This is a genomic window from Phyllobacterium sp. 22229, assembly GCF_052056495.1.
GTDB lineage: Bacteria > Pseudomonadota > Alphaproteobacteria > Rhizobiales > Rhizobiaceae > Phyllobacterium > Phyllobacterium myrsinacearum.
This window is the reverse complement of the sequence record NZ_JBQEPA010000014.1, coordinates 62,423-81,889: the sequence shown is the minus strand read 5'-3', so window position 1 is coordinate 81,889 and position 19,467 is coordinate 62,423. Positions and strand designations below refer to the sequence as shown.

17 protein-coding genes are annotated in these 19,467 nt (G+C 58.6%); 13 read left to right on the top strand and 4 right to left on the bottom strand.

Going from position 1 to position 19,467, the window contains the following annotated elements; translation table 11 throughout:
- Positions 1 to 20: 20 nt before the first annotated feature.
- From ACTJJ7_RS17775 to ACTJJ7_RS17765, 3 genes are all read right to left on the bottom strand, one after another.
- Positions 21 to 2,321, bottom strand: a complete 2,301-nt coding sequence (locus ACTJJ7_RS17775; protein WP_440968338.1) for an FdhF/YdeP family oxidoreductase — start codon at positions 2,319 to 2,321, stop codon at positions 21 to 23.
- A 109-nt stretch (positions 2,322 to 2,430) separates the two neighbouring features.
- On the bottom strand, positions 2,431 to 3,654 hold the full coding sequence (locus ACTJJ7_RS17770) for an oxalate decarboxylase family bicupin (RefSeq protein WP_130271970.1): 1,224 nt from the start codon (positions 3,652 to 3,654) through the stop codon (positions 2,431 to 2,433).
- Between the two features lie 325 nt (positions 3,655 to 3,979).
- Positions 3,980 to 4,498, bottom strand: a complete 519-nt coding sequence (locus ACTJJ7_RS17765) for a DUF992 domain-containing protein (protein ID WP_105733844.1) — start codon at positions 4,496 to 4,498, stop codon at positions 3,980 to 3,982.
- A gap of 301 nt (positions 4,499 to 4,799) precedes the next feature.
- Here ACTJJ7_RS17765 and ACTJJ7_RS17760 point away from each other — a divergent pair, with 301 nt between their 5' ends.
- From ACTJJ7_RS17760 to ACTJJ7_RS17720, 9 genes are all read left to right on the top strand, one after another.
- On the top strand, positions 4,800 to 5,708 hold the full coding sequence (locus ACTJJ7_RS17760; RefSeq protein ID WP_440968337.1) for a LysR family transcriptional regulator: 909 nt from the start codon (positions 4,800 to 4,802) through the stop codon (positions 5,706 to 5,708).
- A gap of 188 nt (positions 5,709 to 5,896) precedes the next feature.
- Positions 5,897 to 6,841 (top strand): ABC transporter permease, encoded by a 945-nt coding sequence (locus tag ACTJJ7_RS17755; protein WP_105733306.1) that lies wholly within the window; start codon positions 5,897 to 5,899, stop codon positions 6,839 to 6,841.
- Positions 6,838 to 7,656, top strand: coding sequence for an ABC transporter permease (locus tag ACTJJ7_RS17750; RefSeq protein ID WP_105733305.1), 819 nt, complete (start codon positions 6,838 to 6,840; stop codon positions 7,654 to 7,656). Before ACTJJ7_RS17755 ends, ACTJJ7_RS17750 begins: the two co-directional genes overlap by 4 nt.
- A complete protein-coding gene (locus ACTJJ7_RS17745) occupies positions 7,653 to 9,284 on the top strand; it encodes an ABC transporter ATP-binding protein (protein ID WP_440968336.1) in 1,632 nt (543 codons plus the stop codon). The genes ACTJJ7_RS17750 and ACTJJ7_RS17745 overlap by 4 nt, the downstream gene beginning before the upstream one ends.
- A gap of 22 nt (positions 9,285 to 9,306) precedes the next feature.
- Positions 9,307 to 10,851, top strand: coding sequence for an ABC transporter substrate-binding protein (locus tag ACTJJ7_RS17740; RefSeq protein ID WP_440968335.1), 1,545 nt, complete (start codon positions 9,307 to 9,309; stop codon positions 10,849 to 10,851).
- A 60-nt stretch (positions 10,852 to 10,911) separates the two neighbouring features.
- Positions 10,912 to 12,360, top strand: coding sequence for a M20 family metallopeptidase (locus ACTJJ7_RS17735; RefSeq protein ID WP_440968334.1), 1,449 nt, complete (start codon positions 10,912 to 10,914; stop codon positions 12,358 to 12,360).
- A gap of 183 nt (positions 12,361 to 12,543) precedes the next feature.
- Positions 12,544 to 13,173 carry a DedA family protein gene (locus ACTJJ7_RS17730; protein WP_105733301.1) on the top strand — a complete coding sequence of 210 codons (630 nt, stop codon included), beginning with the start codon at positions 12,544 to 12,546 and terminating at the stop codon, positions 13,171 to 13,173.
- Positions 13,174 to 13,239: 66 nt separating this feature from the next.
- Complete coding sequence (locus ACTJJ7_RS17725) at positions 13,240 to 13,902, top strand: GntR family transcriptional regulator (RefSeq protein WP_440968333.1); 663 nt, start codon at positions 13,240 to 13,242, stop codon at positions 13,900 to 13,902.
- Between the two features lie 87 nt (positions 13,903 to 13,989).
- On the top strand, positions 13,990 to 14,679 hold the full coding sequence (locus ACTJJ7_RS17720; protein WP_105733299.1) for a nitroreductase family protein: 690 nt from the start codon (positions 13,990 to 13,992) through the stop codon (positions 14,677 to 14,679).
- Between the two features lie 16 nt (positions 14,680 to 14,695).
- On the opposite strand, the gene ACTJJ7_RS17715 is transcribed toward ACTJJ7_RS17720, so the two are convergent.
- Entirely contained in the window at positions 14,696 to 14,962 is a 267-nt protein-coding gene (locus ACTJJ7_RS17715) for a helix-turn-helix transcriptional regulator (protein WP_440968332.1), read from the bottom strand.
- Positions 14,963 to 15,221: 259 nt separating this feature from the next.
- Here ACTJJ7_RS17715 and ACTJJ7_RS17710 point away from each other — a divergent pair, with 259 nt between their 5' ends.
- The 4 genes from ACTJJ7_RS17710 (at position 15,222) to ACTJJ7_RS17695 (ending at position 19,450) form a co-directional block, all read left to right on the top strand.
- Positions 15,222 to 15,944, top strand: coding sequence for a FadR/GntR family transcriptional regulator (locus tag ACTJJ7_RS17710; protein WP_105733297.1), 723 nt, complete (start codon positions 15,222 to 15,224; stop codon positions 15,942 to 15,944).
- Positions 15,945 to 16,052: 108 nt separating this feature from the next.
- Positions 16,053 to 17,558, top strand: a complete 1,506-nt coding sequence (locus ACTJJ7_RS17705; protein WP_440968331.1) for an ABC transporter substrate-binding protein — start codon at positions 16,053 to 16,055, stop codon at positions 17,556 to 17,558.
- A gap of 72 nt (positions 17,559 to 17,630) precedes the next feature.
- Complete coding sequence (locus ACTJJ7_RS17700; protein ID WP_440968330.1) at positions 17,631 to 18,578, top strand: ABC transporter permease; 948 nt, start codon at positions 17,631 to 17,633, stop codon at positions 18,576 to 18,578.
- On the top strand, positions 18,575 to 19,450 hold the full coding sequence (locus tag ACTJJ7_RS17695; protein WP_440968329.1) for an ABC transporter permease: 876 nt from the start codon (positions 18,575 to 18,577) through the stop codon (positions 19,448 to 19,450). Before ACTJJ7_RS17700 ends, ACTJJ7_RS17695 begins: the two co-directional genes overlap by 4 nt.
- Positions 19,451 to 19,467: the final 17 nt, after the last annotated feature.

The window sequence follows — 19,467 nt, the reverse complement described above, 5'->3', positions numbered from 1 at the left end:
ATCGATACCCCGCCTATGGATCAGGCGGCACGGGTGATCCGGATGGGAATCGATTTGAAAGACGGCGTTCCCGACTGCCGGTCGTAATGGGACAGTGCGACCAGCGCGTTGAGTTCCGGATAATAGCCAGCGGCCGAACCGCGCGGAATATTGTAGGCTACCGCAGTCAAGCGCTTGACCCGGCGCGGCCGGTCATCGGGATCGGCATGATCGCGCGCTGCTTCAACATCGAGCGTATCACCGTCGGCCAAGCCTCTTTCGGCCAGGTCCTTCGCATTCAAAAAGATCACATCCCGCCGCCCAAATACTCCGCGATACCGGTCATCCAAACCATAGATCGTTGTGTTGTACTGATCATGGCTGCGAATTGTCGTCAGCGTCAGCACATTCGCTTCCAGAACGCGCGGGTCCTCGCTCAAGCCTTTCGCCACCAGGAAACAGGCTTTCCGGTTCGGTGTTTTCCATTCGCGATGCGCGGCGGGTACGCTCAGGCGAAACCCGCCCGGCTCCAGGATACGCGCGTTGAAATCCTTGAAGTCAGGGAAAACAACTTCAATCTTGTCGCGTATCCGGCCGTAATCCGCGATCATGGCGTCCCACTCGATGCCGTAACGATCACCCAAAGTCGCCTTTGCCATTCCCGCTATGATAGCGGGTTCCGACCGGAGATCGCCGCTGGGAGGATTGAGGAAGCCGCGCGAGGCATGCACCATCGACATGGAATCTTCAACCGTAACGGATTGCCGGCCTGTGGCCTGAACATCCGCATCCGTGCGCCCAAGCACGGGCAGCACAATGGTGGTCTTGGCCGTCAAAAGATGCGAACGGTTGACCTTGGTCGTCAGATGCACGGCAAGATCAAGTTTGCGCATACCTGCAAATGTTGCATCGGGATCGGACATGGCGACAGCCAGATTACCGCCAAGACAAACCAGCGCTTTGGACCTGCCGTCGATGATTGCCTCTATCGCTTCGATGGCATTGTGCCCCTTGGCGGCGGACGGCCGGAAGCCGAACGCCCGCTCCATACCGTCGATGAGGGCAGCATTGGGAATTTCGGTAATGCCGACCGTGCGGTCACCCTGCACATTGGAATGACCGCGCAAAGGGCATATGCCTGCGCCTTCCCGGCCGATATTGCCGCGCAGCATCAGGAAGTTGGCTATCTGCTGAACGTTCGCCGTGCCATTCCGGTGCTGGGTGACGCCCATGCCGTAGCAAAGGATGACATTTTTGGATTTTGCATAGACATCGCCCGCACTCTCGATCGCACTGCGGGTAAGGCCCGACATGAGCTCTATATCTTCCCAGCGCGTTGCATCGATATCCTCTCTCAGGGCCTCGATGCCGGATGTGTGTTCGGCAATGAAATCGCGGTCGAGGACTCCCTTTCCACCGCGCTCCAGATCACGCCGGTCAAGCTCGAAAACCCTTTTCATCATGCCCTTGAGCACCGCGACGTCGCCGCCAATACGAACCTGATGATAGGCGGACGCGATATCCGTCGAACCGAGCGTGGCCATCTCCACCGGGCTTTGCGGCGAGGCAAAGCGTTCGAGAGCCCGCTCCTTCAGCGGGTTGAAAACGATGATCGGGGCACCACGCCGCGCCACATCGCGCAAAGTCGCCATCATGCGCGGATGGTTGGTGCCGGGATTGTGGCCAAAGCTGAAAATGGCATCGGCATGATCGAAATCTTCCAGGGTGACGGTTCCCTTGCCGACGCCGATTGAATGCGGCAGCCCGACGCTTGTCGCCTCGTGGCACATGTTCGAACAATCTGGAAAATTGTTGGTCCCATAGGCCCTGACGAACAGCTGAAACAGGAATGCGGCCTCGTTCGAGGCTCTGCCGGAGGTATAAAACTCGGCCATACCGGGATCGGGCAGAGCATTCAATTGCGCACCGATCAGCGCGAAAGCCCTGTCCCACTCGATGGGAACATAGGTATCGGCCGCGGCGTCATAGATCAGCGGATGGGTCAAGCGGCCCTCATCTTCCAGATCATGATCGGACCAGTTCCACAATTCCGAAACCGTATGCTCAGCGAAGAAGGATGGCCCGATACGCTTGGCTGTCGATTCCCAGGTGACGGCCTTGGCCCCGTTCTCGCAGAATTCGAAAGAAGAAGTGTGCTTCGGGTCCGGCCAGGCACAACCGGGACAATCAAAACCATCGGGCTGGTTGGCCTTCAGCAGCGTTGCCGCCCCCTGGGCGACAATCTGCTGACGGGCAAGGCTCTCTGCCACCGCCTTCAATGCCCCCCAGCCGCCTGCCGGTGCGTTGTAGCGTTCAATACCCTCCGGTCGCTTTCTCGACATGTCATACTCCTCGGAATCTGGTCAATGATGGGCAGATAGGCATGCGCCATTGTAGCAGATAACCGGGATGCCGCATGCCGTTCTTCCGGGGTATGCCGGCGAAATCACATCAGCCGCCGCTCACCACGGGTTCCTTGTTCTTTTTCAACGCCGCCATTGTTGCGGCATCGAAATTGAGATGACCCGAAACCACTTCCGGTGGTGTCAGCGCCAGCCACTGGTTGAGTGACACGTCGGCATAATGATCGCTCTTGAACATTTCGAGAAACCTGAGCGGTGTATCGCCGGTGTTCTCGATGTAGTGGCCCATGGCGAACGGCACATAGCCAACGTCACCTGCAGCAAAATCAAATGTGCGGGAATGGCCGTTTGCGGCGAACACCCCCATGCGTCCGACGCCTTCGATGTAATACTGCCATTCGTCAGTGTTCGGATGCCAATGCAGTTCACGCAGGCCGCCCGGCTCAATTTCAACAAGTGCTGCAGCAATTGTCTTCGAAACAGGAAAGTTCTTTGAATCGGCGATACGAACCGTGCCGCCGCTCGATTTGATCGGTTCCTGCGCGCTCATTCGATGCACCAAACCGCTCGAGACAGCCGTGGCGCCAGCGATCTCATCGCTTTTTAGACTGCCTGGGATGGGAAGGGGGAAGATATAGCGTTCGCTGGGTGGTGGGAGGCTGTTGAAATGCGTTTCCGCTATGCCGAAATTCTTGCCCAGGACGCTCTTGGGCACGTGCTTGAACCAGTCGCTCACGACGAATGTGCTGTCCTCGTCAAAACTTCCGTCATCAAAGACAAGCAGGAACTCGCAGCCGTCTGGTCCCAATCCCTGAATGGAATGCGGTATTCCGGAGGGAAAGTACCATATGTCGCCCGGCCCGAGATCGCCGACAAAATTCTTGCCATCGGCATCAACGGCGGTAATGCGGGCGTTTCCATAGAGCATGAACGCCCATTCCCCCTCCTTGTGCCAGTGCAGTTCACGCATGCCGCCGGCATTGAGGCGCATGTCGACGCCGGCGATGCTTTTGGAGATTCCAAGTTCGCGGATGGTGATCTGGCGTGTCCAGCCCGCCGGATATTCCTTGGTTGGTGCATCGGCAAACGAGAAGCGTAGATTCGGCAGGGTCCCGGCATCGGTGATGGGCTGGTTGAGAATATCCGGGTTCTGGATGTCACGCCCGACATTGCGCGGCCCAGGATCATCACCGCCGGCGCCAGCACGGCGCGGTTGCGGTACGTCAGCAGCAAATGCCTTCGACGAAGCAGCGGCGGCAATGCTCCCTGCCGTCAATGTTACGAGAGCGTCGCGGCGATTGAATATTGTCATGTTCGTTTCCTCCTCGGCCAGGTGAGCCACGGGATGAAAGAGATGGACAAGCAACCATGAACGGCCCGCGCCTCCCCTTCGCAGGAGTGCCTTGATCGTGCTGTCAGTCCGTTTTGGCTGGTTGCCCGGTGAGAACAGTCTACAGCCGCCAGCCTATGCCGCGCCGTTCAGCCGGGATATCGGCTGTTGGTTTCGGCTCGCCTATACCTTGGTATAGGTTCATTGAACGGGCTCGCATAAAGAAAATGGGCACCACCGAAACCTGTTCGGTGATGCCCATTTCAATGGAACCCTCGCACCGCAGCGCGAGGAAAACCAGCCAATCCTAGTTGGCCGAAGCAAGCGTCATCGACGTGCCAGTAGCAGCAATGTTCAGGCCAATCTGGCCTGTTACGCTGATTGCCTGCAGATGAACGGAGCCTGCGGTACCGCCAAACAGCACATTGGTGCCGATACCGGCGCCAAGTGTGGCTTCCGCTGTCGCACCGCGGTAAACGCCGCTCAGCGACCCCTGGTGATACCCGGCGGTCGGTGCAAACACGGCCCAGACGAGGCGGCTGCGTGTCGTAAAGCCGAGATCGACACCGAGTTTCTTGATTGCGCCGGTATAGTGATCCGAACGCTCACGGCCGACTGTCGAACGGAAGACACAATCGACTTCCTTGGCCGACCCAAGCACATAGCCAACGCCGCCATCGATATCGCAGGTGAGATAACCGATCCTCACGCCATTGCGCGCGTCTGGCTCCTGGTAGGTCGCCGGCATATCCGCTGCAACAGCAACCGTTGCGCCAGCAATTGCCAACGACGTGGTCGCAAGTGCCATAGCAAGTGTCTTCTTCATCATACTCTCCTTCTCAAATTGTGACCGGTGCACCGCAATCGATCCTCCAGCCCACAAATTCAGCAACAGGTTACAAAAGGTATCGCCGGGCGATCTCATTCGATAGACCTGAAGCAACACATGTGAAGGCGTGCCGGAATGCGCAAGTGACAGACCATTCACAATTCGCCTCCCAATGGGACATTTTGAAGGCACATGAAGGATTGTTTACGCAAAATTAACAGTTTAGCTTCGACGAGGCTCAGCCTATTCCATCGAATCGAGACACAATCACCCTGTCCATGAGACCTGTGAGAAACCAATGAACGTCCGGCAGCTCGAAGTCCTGCGCACCCTGCTCGTCACCGGCTCGACGATCGCAACGGCGCGCGCCATGGGCCTGAGCCAGTCCGGTGTCAGCCGCCTGCTGCAGCAGCTCGAGGCCAACCTGTCGATGCAGCTCTTTGCACGGGACAAGGGTCGGCTGATCCCGACACCCGAAGCGGAAAAACTCGCCTATGACGCCGAACTTGTCCTTGCCGGCATAGACCGCTTTACTAACCTTGCGCAGGATCTGCGTAGCGGTGCCGTTGGGCCCGAATCGGTGCGTATTGCCCTGCCCAACAGTCTTGCCGACCAGTTTACCCCGGATCTTCTCGCGGATTTTGACAGGGACTTTCCGCGGGTGCGCATAGAAACATTCTTCGACACGTCGGGCGCCATCACGCGCCTCATAGAACAGCGCATCGTGGATTTTGGCTTTCTGCGCTATGAGGGCCAGCAGAGCAGCAGTGTCGAACTTGAAGTGGTTGTCAGCGGCCGGAAGGTCTGCGTCATTCCCGCCGGCCATCCTCTCGCCGGGCTGGACATCGTCACACCCAGGGATTTACGCAATATTCCTTTGATCCTGACCGGTCGCAACCGGCCCACCCGCATGAAACTCGACGAGATTTTCCGCCAGGCCGGTGTCACGCAGACCGTCAAGATTGAAACGCACAGCAACAATTCCGCCTTTTCCTATGCCGCCCATGGGCTTGGGATTGCGATCATCAACAGCTTCTTTGCGCACCTGACCAAGGATGCAAGGATTGTCATACGCCCCTTCGATCCGCCGCTCACGCAGAGCTTTGGCCTTGCCAAGGCGGCTGGCGTTCCGCTTTCCATCGCTGCCGAAGCGCTCAGCAGGCGGATGAAGCACATGCTTCGAAATGTCGAGGGGCCGCAAAACTGAAAGCACACAGGTTCCGTCAGCGGCATGGGTAGCCCCGATGACCGGCACGCAAGTACCCGTTTGCATAACACTATGACATTTACTCATAATATTGCGCATGGTTTTCACATATGCTCATAGTCCGGCACACAATGGCCAGATGACTGCGGGAAACTCCCCCGCAGCCAAAAGAGCAGAATGGGAACCACGTGATCAAATTTATACTCGGCCGAATGCTAATGGCTGTGCCCACGATTGTCATCGTGGCAGTGGCAGTGTTCACCCTCATACGCCTCATTCCCGGTGACCCCGCAGCCCTGATGCTTGGGGATCTTGCCGAACCGCAGCAGATCGCCGCCCTGCGTTCCACGCTGGGGCTCGACCAGAGCATACCGATGCAGTTCATGATCTGGGTCGGCCACCTGTTCAACGGAGACTTCGGCAAGTCCATCGTCACGGGTGAACCCGTCCTGCACCTCGTGCTCTCGCGCTTTTTCATCAGCGCCCAGATCGTTGTGCTTGCCGTGTTCATTGCCAGCATTATCGCTGTCCCGGCCGGTGTTATCGCGGCATGGAAACAGAACAGCCTCACCGACCTTGCCCTTGTCGGCACGGCAACGGTTCTCCTGTCCATTCCCACATTCTGGCTCGGACTTCTGCTGCTGCTTTTCTTCGGGCTGAAACTCGGCTGGGTGCCGGTGCTCGGTTACGTCTCGGTGACAACCGACTGGAAGGCCGGGCTCATCTATATGGCCTTGCCGGTTGCCACTCTCTTTATCCATGAGATGGGTGTGATCATCCGCATGGCCCGCGCATCGACGCTGGAAGTTCTGCGCCTTGACTACATCACCCATGCCCGCGCCAAAGGCCTGTCGGAACAGGCCGTTCTCTGGCGTCACGCCTTCAAGAACGCTTTCGGTCCGACATGGACGATGATCGGCTTGATTCTCGGCAATCTGCTTGGCGGCATCGCCGTCATTGAAACCGTCTTCTCCATACCGGGCCTTGGCCGCCTGCTCGTCGACAGCATTTTCCAGCGCGACTATCCCGTTATTCAGGGCTGTCTCCTGCTGGTCGCGGTTGCCTATGTTCTGGTCAACCTCGTCGTGGACCTTCTCTATCCACTCTTTGATCCGCGCGTGGTGGCAGAATGAAAAAGCTTACATTCAACGGGGTGATTGGCGGCACCATTATCACCCTCCTCTTTATCGTCGCGGCCATCGGCATGTTCTGGACGCCGTTCGATCCGATGAAGCTCAGTTTTTCCGCGCGTCTCGCCGCACCGAGCGGCGCGCATCTTCTGGGCACGGACGAGTTCGGGCGGGATGTCCTGAGCCGGCTGATGGTCGGGGCACAGGCAAGTGTCTGGATCGGCTTTGCCACTGTCTGCTTTGCCGTGTTCTTCGGTACACTTATCGGCCTGATCAGCGGTTATGCCCGCGGCTGGGCCGATGGCATCATCATGGCGTTCAACAATGCACTGCTGGCCTTTCCCGGCATTCTTCTCGCCCTCGGGCTGCTCGCGGTTTTCGGCGCCAACCAGTACGGCATCATCTTTGCACTTGGGATCGCCTACACCCCCTCAATGGCACGTATCGTGCGCGGTGCCGTCCTGTCCCTGCGCGAACGGGAATTCATCGAAGCCTCCAAGGTCATGGGCAACAGCGAAATCTATACGATCCTGCGCCACATCCTGCCCAACTGCCTGGCACCGATTACAGTTCTTGCGACGTCCATGTTCGGCTGGGCAATCCTTTCGGAAAGTGCGCTGAGCTTCCTTGGCCTTGGCGTTCCACCCCCCGCGCCAACGTGGGGGAACATGCTTGCCGCCGGCCGGCCGTTCATCGAACAGGCAGCCTGGCTTGGCTTCTTTCCCGGCCTTTGCATCGCGCTGACCCTTCTCGGCATCAACCTGCTTGGCGATGCGCTGCGCGACAAGCTCGATCCCCGCATGAGAGGTTTGAAATGAGCGATCAAAACGCACTGCTCAGCGTTCGCGGATTGACGCTTGAGGTCATCCACAATGGCGGCGCCGTTGTCAAAGATGTCAGCTTCGATGTCTCGCCCGGAGAGATTGTCGGCATCGTCGGTGAATCCGGATCGGGCAAGACACTGGCGACACGGTCGATCATCGGACTGATTGCGCCGGGCATCCGGCATGCCAGCGGTTCGATCGTTTACAAGGGTCAGGATACGCTGCAGGCCGGTGACCGCACGTTGCGCCGTTTGCGCGGCGGTGAAATCGGCGTCGTCTTTCAGGAACCGATGACCTCCCTCAATCCATCGATGACCATTGGCCGCCAGTTGGAAGAAGGGCTCATTCTCCACACCAAACAGACAGCCGAGATACGCCGGACCAACATCCTGCACATGCTGACCCGCGTCGGCCTGAAGGACCCGGCGGGCGCCTTGACCGCCTATCCGCACGAGTTTTCCGGCGGCATGCGCCAGCGTATCATGCTGGCCTCGGTCATGCTCCTGAAACCGGCCCTGCTGATTGCCGACGAACCAACAACCGCGCTCGATGCCGTCGTCCAGCGCGATGTCATGGAACTGATGGTTGAACTGACGAAGGAGCAAGGAACGGCCGTCCTCCTGATCAGCCACGATTTGCCGATGGTCGCCCGCTACACCCATCGTTTTGTGGTGATGGAACGGGGTGTGGTGGTCGAGCAGGGAACGACCGAGGAAATCCTCTCAAGACCGAAGCATCCCTATACGCGCAAGCTTCTGTCCTCCCTGCCGTTCCGCGGCGACGTTCGGGCCATCGACACAAGCGTCAACCCGATCGTTTCGGCGCGCGATATCGTCGTTGACTATCCCGGACGCAGAAGCCTGTTCAAGAAGGGTGCTGCCAAACGCGCCCTGCATGGCATCAGCATCGATATCCATCCCGGCGAGGTGGTGGCTTTGGTCGGCGGCTCGGGTTCGGGGAAAACCACACTTGGCCGCACCATTGCCGGACTGGTCAAGGAAACCAGCGGCGAGGTCCTGTTTCAGGGCAAGCGCCGCGACAATGATTGGTTCCATTACCGCATGAACTGCCAGATGGTGTTTCAGGATCCCTACTCCTCGCTCGATCCACGCATGACCATTCTTTCGCTTGTCGAGGAAGCATTGCGGCTTATCCCCCGTCTGACAGCGGCTGAAAAGAAGCAGCGCGCCGCCGAGACACTTGAGGAAGTCGGCCTCGGCGAGGCCTTTGCCCGCCGCTATCCGCACCAGCTTTCCGGCGGTCAGCGCCAGCGCGTTGCCATCGCCCGGGCCATTGCCCGGCGACCCAAATTTCTCATTGCCGACGAACCGGTATCCGCCCTGGACGTGACCGTACGCGCGCAGGTTCTCGATCTCTTTTCAAACCTGCAGAAGCGCTACGGCTTTTCCTGCCTGTTCATCAGCCATGATCTTGGCGTCGTCGAGCAGATCGCCGACCGCGTGATCGTCATGCAGGACGGCCGGATCATCGAACAGGGCGACCGGAACGCGATCTTTGACGCGCCGAAGGAGGCCTATACGCGCAAACTGCTTTCAGCCATTCCCGCACTGGATCTCAACGACAGTGGCGGCGTCAAACTCAAATGGCGGCTGGACGCCTGAACCCATGGAAAAAGAGTGGAACATGAAAAAAATACTTCTCGCAGGAACAATCCTGATGACGGCCGGCGGCTTCGCTCAGGCCCGTGACATCAATGTCGCGCAAAGCTCGGATATTCGCAGCAACGTCCCCGGCGTCAACCGCGACGGCAACACCGACTCCGTCATATTTCATCTGGTCGAAGGGCTGGTGGGCTATACGGAGAACGGCGATGTGAAGCCGCTTCTTGCCCAATCCGTCAATGTGTCGGCGGATGGCCTGACCTATACATTCCCGCTGCGCGACGATGTGAAATTCCACAATGGCGACGCGCTGACCGCCGCCGATGTGGTGTGGAACTGGAACCGTTACATGGCAGAGGATACCAAGTGGACGTGCCGCGCTGATTTCGATGGCAGCCGTACCGTCAAGGTCACCGGCATCGAGGCGGTCGACGCCCATACGGTGGCCATGAAGATCGCATCGCCTTCGGCCGTTTTCCTCGGCCTCATGGCACGGCCGGAATGCGGTTACACCGGCATCATCAGTCCCAAATCAATCGCCGCCGATGGCAGTTTCATGGCTCCCATCGGCACAGGACCATTCAAATGGGGTGAATGGAAACGCGGCGAATATGTCCGTCTGGCAAAATTCGACCAGTACGTGTCGCCGCCGAATGACGGCAAACCGGATGGCATGGTTGGCTCCAAGCGCCCGCTGGTGGATGGCGTGAAGTTCACTGCGGTTCCCGATGCTTCCACGGTCAAGGCGGGGCTGTTGTCAGGGGCGCTGGATGCGGCGGAAGTACCCGCCGATCTCGTTCCTGAACTGAAGGACAATGGCGCGATCCAGCTGATCATGAAGCGCAACAACGGCAAGAATCTTCTCTACATCCAGACCCGTGATCCGGTTTTGAGCAAGGTTGGCGTTCGCCGCGCCATGGCCGCAGCCCTCGATCTCGACGATCTGGTCGGGGCCGTTTCCAATGGCACGGGTGCCGCCAATGCCTCCATGGTGTCGCTGGACTCGATCTACTATTCCGACGTGCAGAAAAAACGCATTGCCGCCGATCTTGAAAAGGCGAAGAAAGAGCTTGCCGAGTCCGGTTACAAGGGCGAAGTCATCAAGATCATCGCCAACAAGCGCGGCAATGTTCCAAGCTATCCCGTTGCCGTTGTCGCGCAGGCCATGATGCAGCAGGTTGGCCTCAATGTGCAGATCGAAGTGCTTGACTACGCCACGCAGGTCGACCGCCGCCGCAGCGGCAACTATCAGGTGATCTCGCAGTCGGTGACACCGCGTCTTGATCCGGCGCTGATGTACAGTTTCTATGTCGGCAACAAGGACAAGAATGCCTCCCTCATGTGGGACAACCCCAAGGCGATCGAACTGATGGATGCGGCCTACCGGGAAGCCGACCAAAGCAAGCGCCAGGCCATCTTTGACCAGTTTCACGAACTCATGCTGCAGGATGTACCGGGCATCTTCCTCTATGACCTGATGGACCTCTGGGGCGCATCGAAGAAGGTGCACGGCACGCCCGTGTGGCAGTCCAATGCGCGGGTTTGGGAAGTATCGCTCGACGATTAATTCGAAGGTTTGTTTGCGGGCCATTGTGCCCGGACATTGAACAACCAAAGGGAAGACATGATGACCAACAAGCAAACTGTTGCAGCCATTGCTGCAACCGTCGACCGGTTGCAGCCTGAATTTGCTGTCATGAGCGACGCCATCTGGGACTATGCGGAGCTGAGCTTTTCCGAACGCCATTCAGCGCAGACGCAGATTTCCATGCTGGAGAAGCATGGGTTCCGCATCGAGCGTGAAATCGCCGATATCGAAACGGCATTCATTGGCGAGTCCGGTCATGGCAAGCCGGTCATCGCCTTTCTGGGTGAATTCGACGCCCTTGCCGGATTGAGCCAGAAGGCGGGTATCGCCGTTGAGCAACCGGAGAAATCCGGGGGCACGGGGCATGGATGCGGGCACAATCTGCTCGGCACCGGCTCGATGCTCGCCGCCGTTGCCCTTGCCAAGCACCTGGCGGACAACAAACTGCCGGGCACGATCCGTTATTACGGCTGCCCCGGCGAAGAGGGCGGTTCGGGAAAAACATTCATGGCCCGTGCGGGTGCCTTCGATGATGTGGACACCGCGCTGACATGGCATCCCGCGCCGTTCAACGGCGTGCGGTCCACCAACAATCTGGCGGTGCTGGAGATTTACTATCGCTTCAAGGGCGTGGCGGCCCATGCCTCCAACGGCGCCCATCTCGGCCGCAGCGCGCTCGATGCACTGGAACTGATGAATGTCGGCGTCAATTTCCTGCGCGAGCACATGCCGCAGGATTGCCGTGTCCACTACGCCATCACCGACGCCGGCGGGAAAGCCGCCAATGTGGTTCAATCCCGCACGGAAGCGCTTTATCTGGTGCGCGCGCCGGAACTGCCGGTGGCGCTTGATCTGGCGGCGCGCGTTGACCGGATCGCCAAGGGCGCGGCGATGATGACGGATACAGAGGTCGAAATCGTGTTTGACCGGGCGGCAACAAACCTTTTGCCCAACATCACTCTCGAAAGTGCAATCCACGCCAATATGGTCGATCTTGGTCCGGTCCCGTTTGACGACAGGGATGTTGCCTTCGCCCAGGAAATACAGAACACGCTGACACCGGAAGCCATCAAGAGCAGTGTCCGGCTCTATCAGATCAAGAAAGACGTATTCCTCAACGGCAAGGTCGACGGTTCAAGCCCGCTGCATCTCGGGCTGCGCGACTTTGAAGGCGAATCGCATTTCCGCGCCGGTTCGACCGACGTCGGCGACGTCAGCTGGGTCACGCCGACCGCGCAGTGCTGGGCGCCCGCATGGGCGATCGGCACTGCGCCGCATACCTGGCAGGTGGTGGCCCAGGGCAAAAGCCCGGCAGCGCACAAGGCTTTTGCTCACGCCGCAAAGTCCCTGGCTTCAACTGGCCTTGATCTCATCCTCAACCCCGATCTTCTGGCCCAGGCAAAGGCGGAATGGCTGGAAAAAACCGAAGGACGCCCCTATCAATGTCCAATTCCGGCGCATATCGGGCCGAAGATCGGCCATCCCTAGTTTTTGCTGCGAACCATGATTATTTCCGGTACAGCCTGACGGGCTGAATTGGGCGCCAGCACATTGCTCTGGAAGTTATGCTACAATTGCCGTAGAGGTTCTGGCGCAACAGGACCTCGATGGGCCCGTGTTGGAGGAAAGACACTACACCGCCGACCCCGGCATAAAAGATCGTGAACTTGAATGCCTGCAGCCGATATAGCCGCCGAAGCACCCGCAACCATCGCGACACTCCTGAGCTTTGGTCTCGTCGGCTTTGGATCTCTGGCATTGCTTGAGAAATTCATTCCGGTCATTCCTTCCTACGTCCTGTTCATGCTTCTGGGAATGACGGTGCCCGATGGCAGCGGCCTGGGCCTGGCCATTCTGGTCACGACAATCGGTTCCGCTGCCGGGGCCTTGGGCTGGTTTTCTCTGGGATGGCTGCTCGGACCGGAGAGAGCAAAGGCTATCGTCGCGCGTTACGGCCGATATGTTTTCCTCAAGCCTGCCTTCTACGAACGGTTGACCAATTCGTACCGCAGCAATCATTTCTGGGTGACCTTGACCGGACAGGTCATTCCTACCGTCCGGATCTACCTCGCACTGCCCGCAGGCGTTCTGCGGCTCGATCCGCGCTCATTCACCCTGGCCACCGCGGTCGGCACATTTCTGTGGAACACGCCGTTTCTTTGCCTTGGCTATGCACTGCGCGGAACCCCTTACGATCCCATCCATGTCGGCTTCTGGGCATCCGTCGTCTTGTTCATTGCCGAGGGCTCGATCATCCTGTTTTTCAGCCTTCGCCGAAAGCGCCGCGCAGGCCAGAGTTAGAATCTGGTTCCGATGCGCTTCGGCACAGGCCCGGTACAGACAACGACATGAAGGCAATATCGCACCATGCGTGACCATGCACACGCTTCCACCGTTGAAAACGTGGTCACCGCCATTACCGCGCGCGTTCGCTCAGGCAATCTGGCTCCGGGTCAGCGCCTGACGGAAAGCGAATTTACCCAGCGCCTCGGTGTATCGCGATCGACGGTCCGGGAAGCCTTTCAACGCCTGGCTTCCGACGGTCTCCTGGCCTTTGAACCCAATCGCGGGGTAACGGTCAGACAATTGTCACGCAAGGGTGTGGATCAGCTGTTTCAGGTTCGCGGGGCGCTTGAGGTGCTGGCCGTCCGTCTGGCGGCTCCGGTCATCCTGGCCGAGCCGGCAAAGCTTGAGACCCTGCAGACAGAGCTGGATAAAGCGGTTTCCAGCGGCGACATGCAGCGATTCTCGGATCTGAACCAAGAGTTTCACGGTTTGTTTGTGAAAAGCGCCGGCAACGCACTTCTGGCGGAAACCTTGCGACGCCTCAACAACTCCATCTATTGGCTGCAGTTCCGTATGCTGGTTCACCGCCAGGAAGTGTTGAACTCCAATGCCCAGCATCAGGCACTGGTAAGAGCCATTCTTGACGGACAGCTGCAGCGCGCCGAGGCTATCATGTTCAACCATATAGAAGCATCACGCACACTCATACAGTCGCTGGCCGACGACCATTTCACCGCCGATTAGGGATAAAGGCCAGCCTCCTATACGAAGAGGGATTGCTTCGCAGAAATTGTCTGACAATATAAGCGGACAATATGCGAGGATTTCACCATGAGCCAAACCAAGCCCGCGGCCTATCAACCGATCCCCCTGCCGGACTATCAGGAACTTCCTGTCGACCTCATGCGCCGCAATGCGCTTGATTTCTACGAGGAAATTCGCCGTCGTCATACCGTGCGGGATTTCGATACAAGGCCAGTACCTCGGGATATCATCGAAAGCTGCCTGCTTGCAGCGGGCACAGCACCCAATGGTGCCAATCACCAGCCATGGCATTTTGCCGTCATCGGCAATCCCGCTATCAAGCGGCAGATCCGCATTGCTGCGGAAGAAGAGGAGCAGGCTTTCTATGCCGGCCGTGCCGGTGAAGAATGGCTTGAGGCACTGGCACCGCTGGGAACCGACAGCAGCAAACCCTTTCTAGAAGACGCTCCCTGGCTCATCTGCATTTTCGGCGAACGAAAGAGCCGCTCCGCCGACGGGGTATTGCGCAAGAATTATTACGTGCCGGAATCGGTCAACATCGCGACCGGCTTTCTCATCGCCGCACTGCACAAGGCCGGCTTGGCCATGCTGACCCACACACCCAACCCCATGGGATTCCTGAACGAGATTTGCGGGCGCCCCGCACAGGACAAGCCCTATATCATGCTGGTTGTCGGCTATCCCAGTCCGGGCGCAACCATTCCCGCGCATGCGACGGAAAAACGGCGGCTGGAAGACATCGCAACTTTTCTATGACCCCATTCTGAGCGAGCTAGGACGCCTTCTGCTGGCGATGCCATTTCGACTGCAGGATGAACCAGAGATCCGGCATGATGCCCAGCGAACGCTCGATGCGTATGGCGATATCGAGCGTAATGGGGTGCTGACCGCCAATGATTGCATCGATGGTTTCCACGGGAATGTCGGTGACCCGGGCGAATCTCTCGCGCGAAAGCCCATGCGATCCGATACAGGCCGCCAGATGCTCGCCGGGATGTACGGCCCAGTGCGGATTCCATTGATCAGGTGTGGCGCGCATCTTCGTCACCGATTCCGTTTCGCTTCGGTCAAGGATTCCTACCAGCGCCTCATGTCAGACCGATGTAAAAAACGTGGCGTCAAAGTGGCAAGTCGCGAACAAAAGTTTCTGCCGCAAAACGTCTGATTCCAAGGAGTTAGCCAGTACGCACATGCCCACAATTTGAGCAGAGGCATAAATGCTTAAAATAACATCTTGACGCCATCGGAAAAATACCGTCGACTGAACCAATATCATAATTGGTCCGGACCAATACCGCATGGCAAGCAACCAGTCTCAGGAAAACTCGAACTACGCGCTTGACCGGTTGCGGCGGCTTCTTGCATCCGACGAATTCGGAAAAGACGGCAAATTGCCAACTGAACGCGCGCTGTCGGAATCACTCGGCGTCAGCCGCCGCTCGGTCCGACGGGCACTGGAAGTGCTGGAGGCAGAAGGCCGGATATGGCGGCGGCAGGGCCAAGGCACATTTGCCGGACGCGAACCCGATGGCTGGGGCGAGCACGTCGACACCATTATCGCCGGGACGAACTTCATGGAAATCATGGAGGTCCGCCTGAGGATAGAACCGCAGCTGGCACAGCTCGCGGCCATGCGGGCCAAAAAAACCGATATCGACCGCATGCGTGAACTGGCGCTGAAATCGCGCGAAAGCCAGGACGCCGACTCGCACGAGCTGTGGGACGGTTCATTGCATCGGCAAATTGCCCAGAGCGCCGGCAACCCGTTTTTTCTGACCATTTTCGATGTCGTCAACCGGGTTCGCCAGGACGAAGCATGGCAGGTCATCCGTGAGCGCGCGCGCAGTGGCAACAACGCTGCGGCCACATCCTACGACCATCACTCAGCCATCATCGACGCCATCGAATCCCGCGACCCGCTGAAGGCGGGCGAAGCAATGCGCCAGCACTTGCTGATGCTGCAGGAATGGCTGATCCGCCTGACATCGCTGGACGGATTCGAAACGAAGCAGCCCGGATAAATACCGCAGGCACGGACCACCATCGCGATAAGGACCGGAAAATAACCGGCCATCAACACGGAACAAACAAGCGGATTTCACCGCTCTGACGAAAAGAGGAGAACTTCAATGCAAAAGACCAGACTTCTTGCAAGCCTGCTAGCCGGCATTCTCATTGCGGCACCCGCGAGCGCCAGTGAATTGCGCATCGGCCTTCAGGACGACGCCGACGTCCTCGACCCGGCCCAGTCGCGAACCTTCGTTGGCCGCATCGTCTATACGGCCCTGTGCGACAAGCTGGTCGATGTCAGCCCCACACTGGAGATCGTACCGCAGCTGGCCACGGACTGGAAATGGTCCGATGACGGTTCCGAGTTGACCATGAACCTGCGCAAGGACGTGGTTTTCCATGACGAGACGCCGTTCAACGCCGCGGCCGTCGTCGCCAACATCCAGCGCTCGCAGACACTGCCGGAATCGCGCCGCAAGAGCGAACTGTCATCCGTGAAGAGCGTCGAGGCAATGGGCGACTATCAGGTCAAATTCACTCTCAAGAGTCCCGATGCGTCCCTGCTTGCGCAGCTGTCGGATCGCAGCGGCATGATGGTTTCGCCAAAGGCCGCAGCAGAACTGGGGGCGAACCTTGGCAACAAACCGGTCTGCTCCGGTCCCTTCAAGTTCGTCGAGCGCGTGCAGCAGGATCGCATCGTGCTTGAGAAATTTCCACACTACTGGAATGCGGCCAACGTCTTCATCGACAAGGTGACGTTCCTGCCAATTCCGGACTCGACCGTCCGTCTTGCCAACCTGCAGTCCGGCGATCTCGACATGCTGGAACGTCTCGCCGCCACGGACGCGGCAGCCGTCAAAGCGGATCCGAAACTGACCTATGCCGATGCGATCGGTGTCGGATATCTGGCCATGATCGCCAATGTGGGCAATGGCCCGCGCGCCGACAATCCATTCGGCAAGGACAAGCGGTTGCGACAGGCCTTCTCGCTGGCCATTGATCGCGAAGCTGTCAACCAGGTTGTTTACGAAGGCACGTCGGTTGCCGGCAACCAGCCCTTTCCGCCCAACAGTCCCTGGTATGACAAGGATATTCCCGTACCGGCCCGCGATGTCGAAAAGGCCAAAGCCCTGATGAAAGAGGCTGGTTTTGCAACGCTCGACATCGAATTTTCAACGCCCAATAATCCGGTGACCATGCAGAGAATGCAGGTTATTCAATCGATGGTTGCGGAGGCCGGGTTCAACGTCAAACTGAAGACAACCGAGTTCGCGACACTCCAGTCAGAATTGCCCGCCGGGAAATTCCAATTTGGCCATGCCGACTGGTCAGGACGTGTTGATCCGGATGGCAATCTGCGCGAGTTTGTCACCTGCAAGGGTGCCATCAATGATGCCAAGTACTGCAACCCTCAAGTGGACACCCTTCTCAACGAGGCCCGCAGTTCCACGGATAACGCCGTGCGCAAACAGAAATACGATGCGGCAGCGCAGATTCTCAATGACGATATGCCCATTATCTATCTTGGCCATCAGGCTTGGATCTGGGCGCTCAAGAAGAATGTGACGGGCTTTGTGCCAACCCCTGACGGCATGATCCGCCTGCAGGGCGTCAAGAAGAGCTAACGAAACGGCTTGGGGCGAGACTGCAGAGTACCGCAGCCTCGCCGCCAGGCGATGCGTCAGGATTTTCAGCCCATGTACACTTACATCGGAAAGCGGCTTCTGCTGGCCATACCGACACTGATCATCATATCGATCTTTGCATTCTCGCTGCAAAAGCTGCTGCCGGGTGACCCTATTCTCGCCATGGCCGGCGAAGAACGCGATCCGCAGGTGCTGGAACTCCTGCGCGACAAGTACCGCCTGAACGACCCCGTCATCATTCAGTATTTCTATTGGGTGGGCTCCGCCCTCCGGGGAGATTTCGGCATATCCTTGCGGACCAACCAGCCTGTCCTTTCCCTGATTGCCGAAAAGCTGCCCGTGACAATCCAACTGGCCATCATGGCCATGACCTTCGCCTTCGCCATCGGCGTGCCCATCGGAATAATAGCCGCAGTGAAGAAGAATACCGTTGTCGACTACATCGCCAACATTGTTGCGCTCTCGGGCCTCTCCGTGCCCAATTTCTGGATGGGCATCATGCTCATTTTGCTGGTGTCGGTGAAACTGGGCTGGCTCCCCGCATCGGGCTACGAACCGTTTTTCCGGGAGCCGCTGCGGTCGCTGCAGACTATGATCATGCCGGCCTTCGTTCTCGGGCTGGCACTGGCGGCAACCCTCATGCGCCACACGCGCTCGTCCATGCTGACCGTGCTGGGTGCCGACTACATCCGCACAGCCCGCGCCAAAGGCGTTTCCGAACGGTCCGTCATTCTGCGGCATACCTTCCGCAACGCGCTCCTTCCCATCATCACCATGACCGCGCTTCTCTTTGGCGAATTGCTGGCGGGCGCCGTGCTGACGGAACAGATTTTCACCATCCCCGGTTTCGGCAAACTGATCGTCGATGCGGTCTTCAACCGGGACTACGCGGTTGTCCAAGGCGTTGTCCTGTGCACCGGGGCAGGCTTCATCCTGATGAACCTCGTCGCCGACGTGCTCTCCATCCTGCTCAACCCCAGAATGAGAGCCGCGCTATGACGATACAGCAGACAATACCGGCGGCGCGCCCGCAAAGCCGTTCAGGCAACCGTGCGTGGAAAAAACTGAAGGCGAACAAGAGTGCCCTCGCCGGGCTTGTGATCATCAGCATCTTCCTGATCCTCGCCGTCGCGGCGCCGTTTTTGCCCATCGCCGACCCTGTCGCCACCAGCTGGTCCGCCATTCGCAAAGCTCCTTCCGCCGCGCATTGGCTGGGAACCGACGATATCGGCCGGGACATTCTTTCACGCATGATCTGGGGCGCCCGCGCTTCACTGATGGCGGGCGTATTCTCCGTGGGCATCGCCGTTGCCATCGGCGTGCCGCTGGGGCTGATATCCGGTTATTTCGGCGGCTGGATCGACGTCATTATTTCGCGCATCACCGAGGCATTTCTGGCCATGCCGTTCCTCATCACGGCCATTGCGCTTGCCGCCTTTCTTGGACCAAGCCTTGGCAATGCAATGATCGCCATCGGGTTTTCCGCCATGCCGCTTTTTGTCCGGCTGACCCGCGGACAGGTGCTGACCGTGAAAACCGAAGACTATGTGGAAGGCGCGCGGTCCGTCGGGCTTGGCCACTACCGGATCATCACGCGGTACATCCTGCCAAACGTGTTCTCGCCGCTGCTCGTACAGGCAAGCCTCACCATCGCGACCGCCATCATTGCCGAGGCCAGCCTGTCCTTCCTCGGGCTCGGGCAGCAGCCTCCCGCCCCAAGCTGGGGTTCGATGCTCAATGTCGCCAAGAACTTCCTCTCCCAGGCACCCTGGATGGCCATGTGGCCGGGTGCCGCCATCTTTCTCGTAGTTATCGGTTTCAACCTCCTTGGCGACGGCCTGCGCGATGCCCTCGATCCGCGCGAAGCATAATATCTGAAAGGACGACA

Bases quoted from the DNA above. Each gene is read 5' to 3' on its own strand.
- ACTJJ7_RS17740 (WP_440968335.1), top strand. From the start codon at position 9,307: ATGAAAAAAATACTTCTCGCAGGAACAATCCTGATGACGGCCGGCGGC.
- ACTJJ7_RS17775 (WP_440968338.1), bottom strand. From the start codon at position 2,321: ATGTCGAGAAAGCGACCGGAGGGTATTGAACGCTACAACGCACCGGCA.
- ACTJJ7_RS17710 (WP_105733297.1), top strand. From the start codon at position 15,222: ATGGCAAGCAACCAGTCTCAGGAAAACTCGAACTACGCGCTTGACCGG.
- ACTJJ7_RS17715 (WP_440968332.1), bottom strand. From the start codon at position 14,962: ATGCGCGCCACACCTGATCAATGGAATCCGCACTGGGCCGTACATCCC.
- ACTJJ7_RS17765 (WP_105733844.1), bottom strand. From the start codon at position 4,498: ATGAAGAAGACACTTGCTATGGCACTTGCGACCACGTCGTTGGCAATT.
- ACTJJ7_RS17770 (WP_130271970.1), bottom strand. From the start codon at position 3,654: ATGACAATATTCAATCGCCGCGACGCTCTCGTAACATTGACGGCAGGG.
- ACTJJ7_RS17745 (WP_440968336.1), top strand. From the start codon at position 7,653: ATGAGCGATCAAAACGCACTGCTCAGCGTTCGCGGATTGACGCTTGAG.
- ACTJJ7_RS17720 (WP_105733299.1), top strand. From the start codon at position 13,990: ATGAGCCAAACCAAGCCCGCGGCCTATCAACCGATCCCCCTGCCGGAC.
- ACTJJ7_RS17705 (WP_440968331.1), top strand. From the start codon at position 16,053: ATGCAAAAGACCAGACTTCTTGCAAGCCTGCTAGCCGGCATTCTCATT.
- ACTJJ7_RS17695 (WP_440968329.1), top strand. From the start codon at position 18,575: ATGACGATACAGCAGACAATACCGGCGGCGCGCCCGCAAAGCCGTTCA.
- ACTJJ7_RS17725 (WP_440968333.1), top strand. From the start codon at position 13,240: ATGCGTGACCATGCACACGCTTCCACCGTTGAAAACGTGGTCACCGCC.
- ACTJJ7_RS17760 (WP_440968337.1), top strand. From the start codon at position 4,800: ATGAACGTCCGGCAGCTCGAAGTCCTGCGCACCCTGCTCGTCACCGGC.
- ACTJJ7_RS17750 (WP_105733305.1), top strand. From the start codon at position 6,838: ATGAAAAAGCTTACATTCAACGGGGTGATTGGCGGCACCATTATCACC.
- ACTJJ7_RS17700 (WP_440968330.1), top strand. From the start codon at position 17,631: ATGTACACTTACATCGGAAAGCGGCTTCTGCTGGCCATACCGACACTG.
- ACTJJ7_RS17735 (WP_440968334.1), top strand. From the start codon at position 10,912: ATGACCAACAAGCAAACTGTTGCAGCCATTGCTGCAACCGTCGACCGG.
- ACTJJ7_RS17730 (WP_105733301.1), top strand. From the start codon at position 12,544: ATGCCTGCAGCCGATATAGCCGCCGAAGCACCCGCAACCATCGCGACA.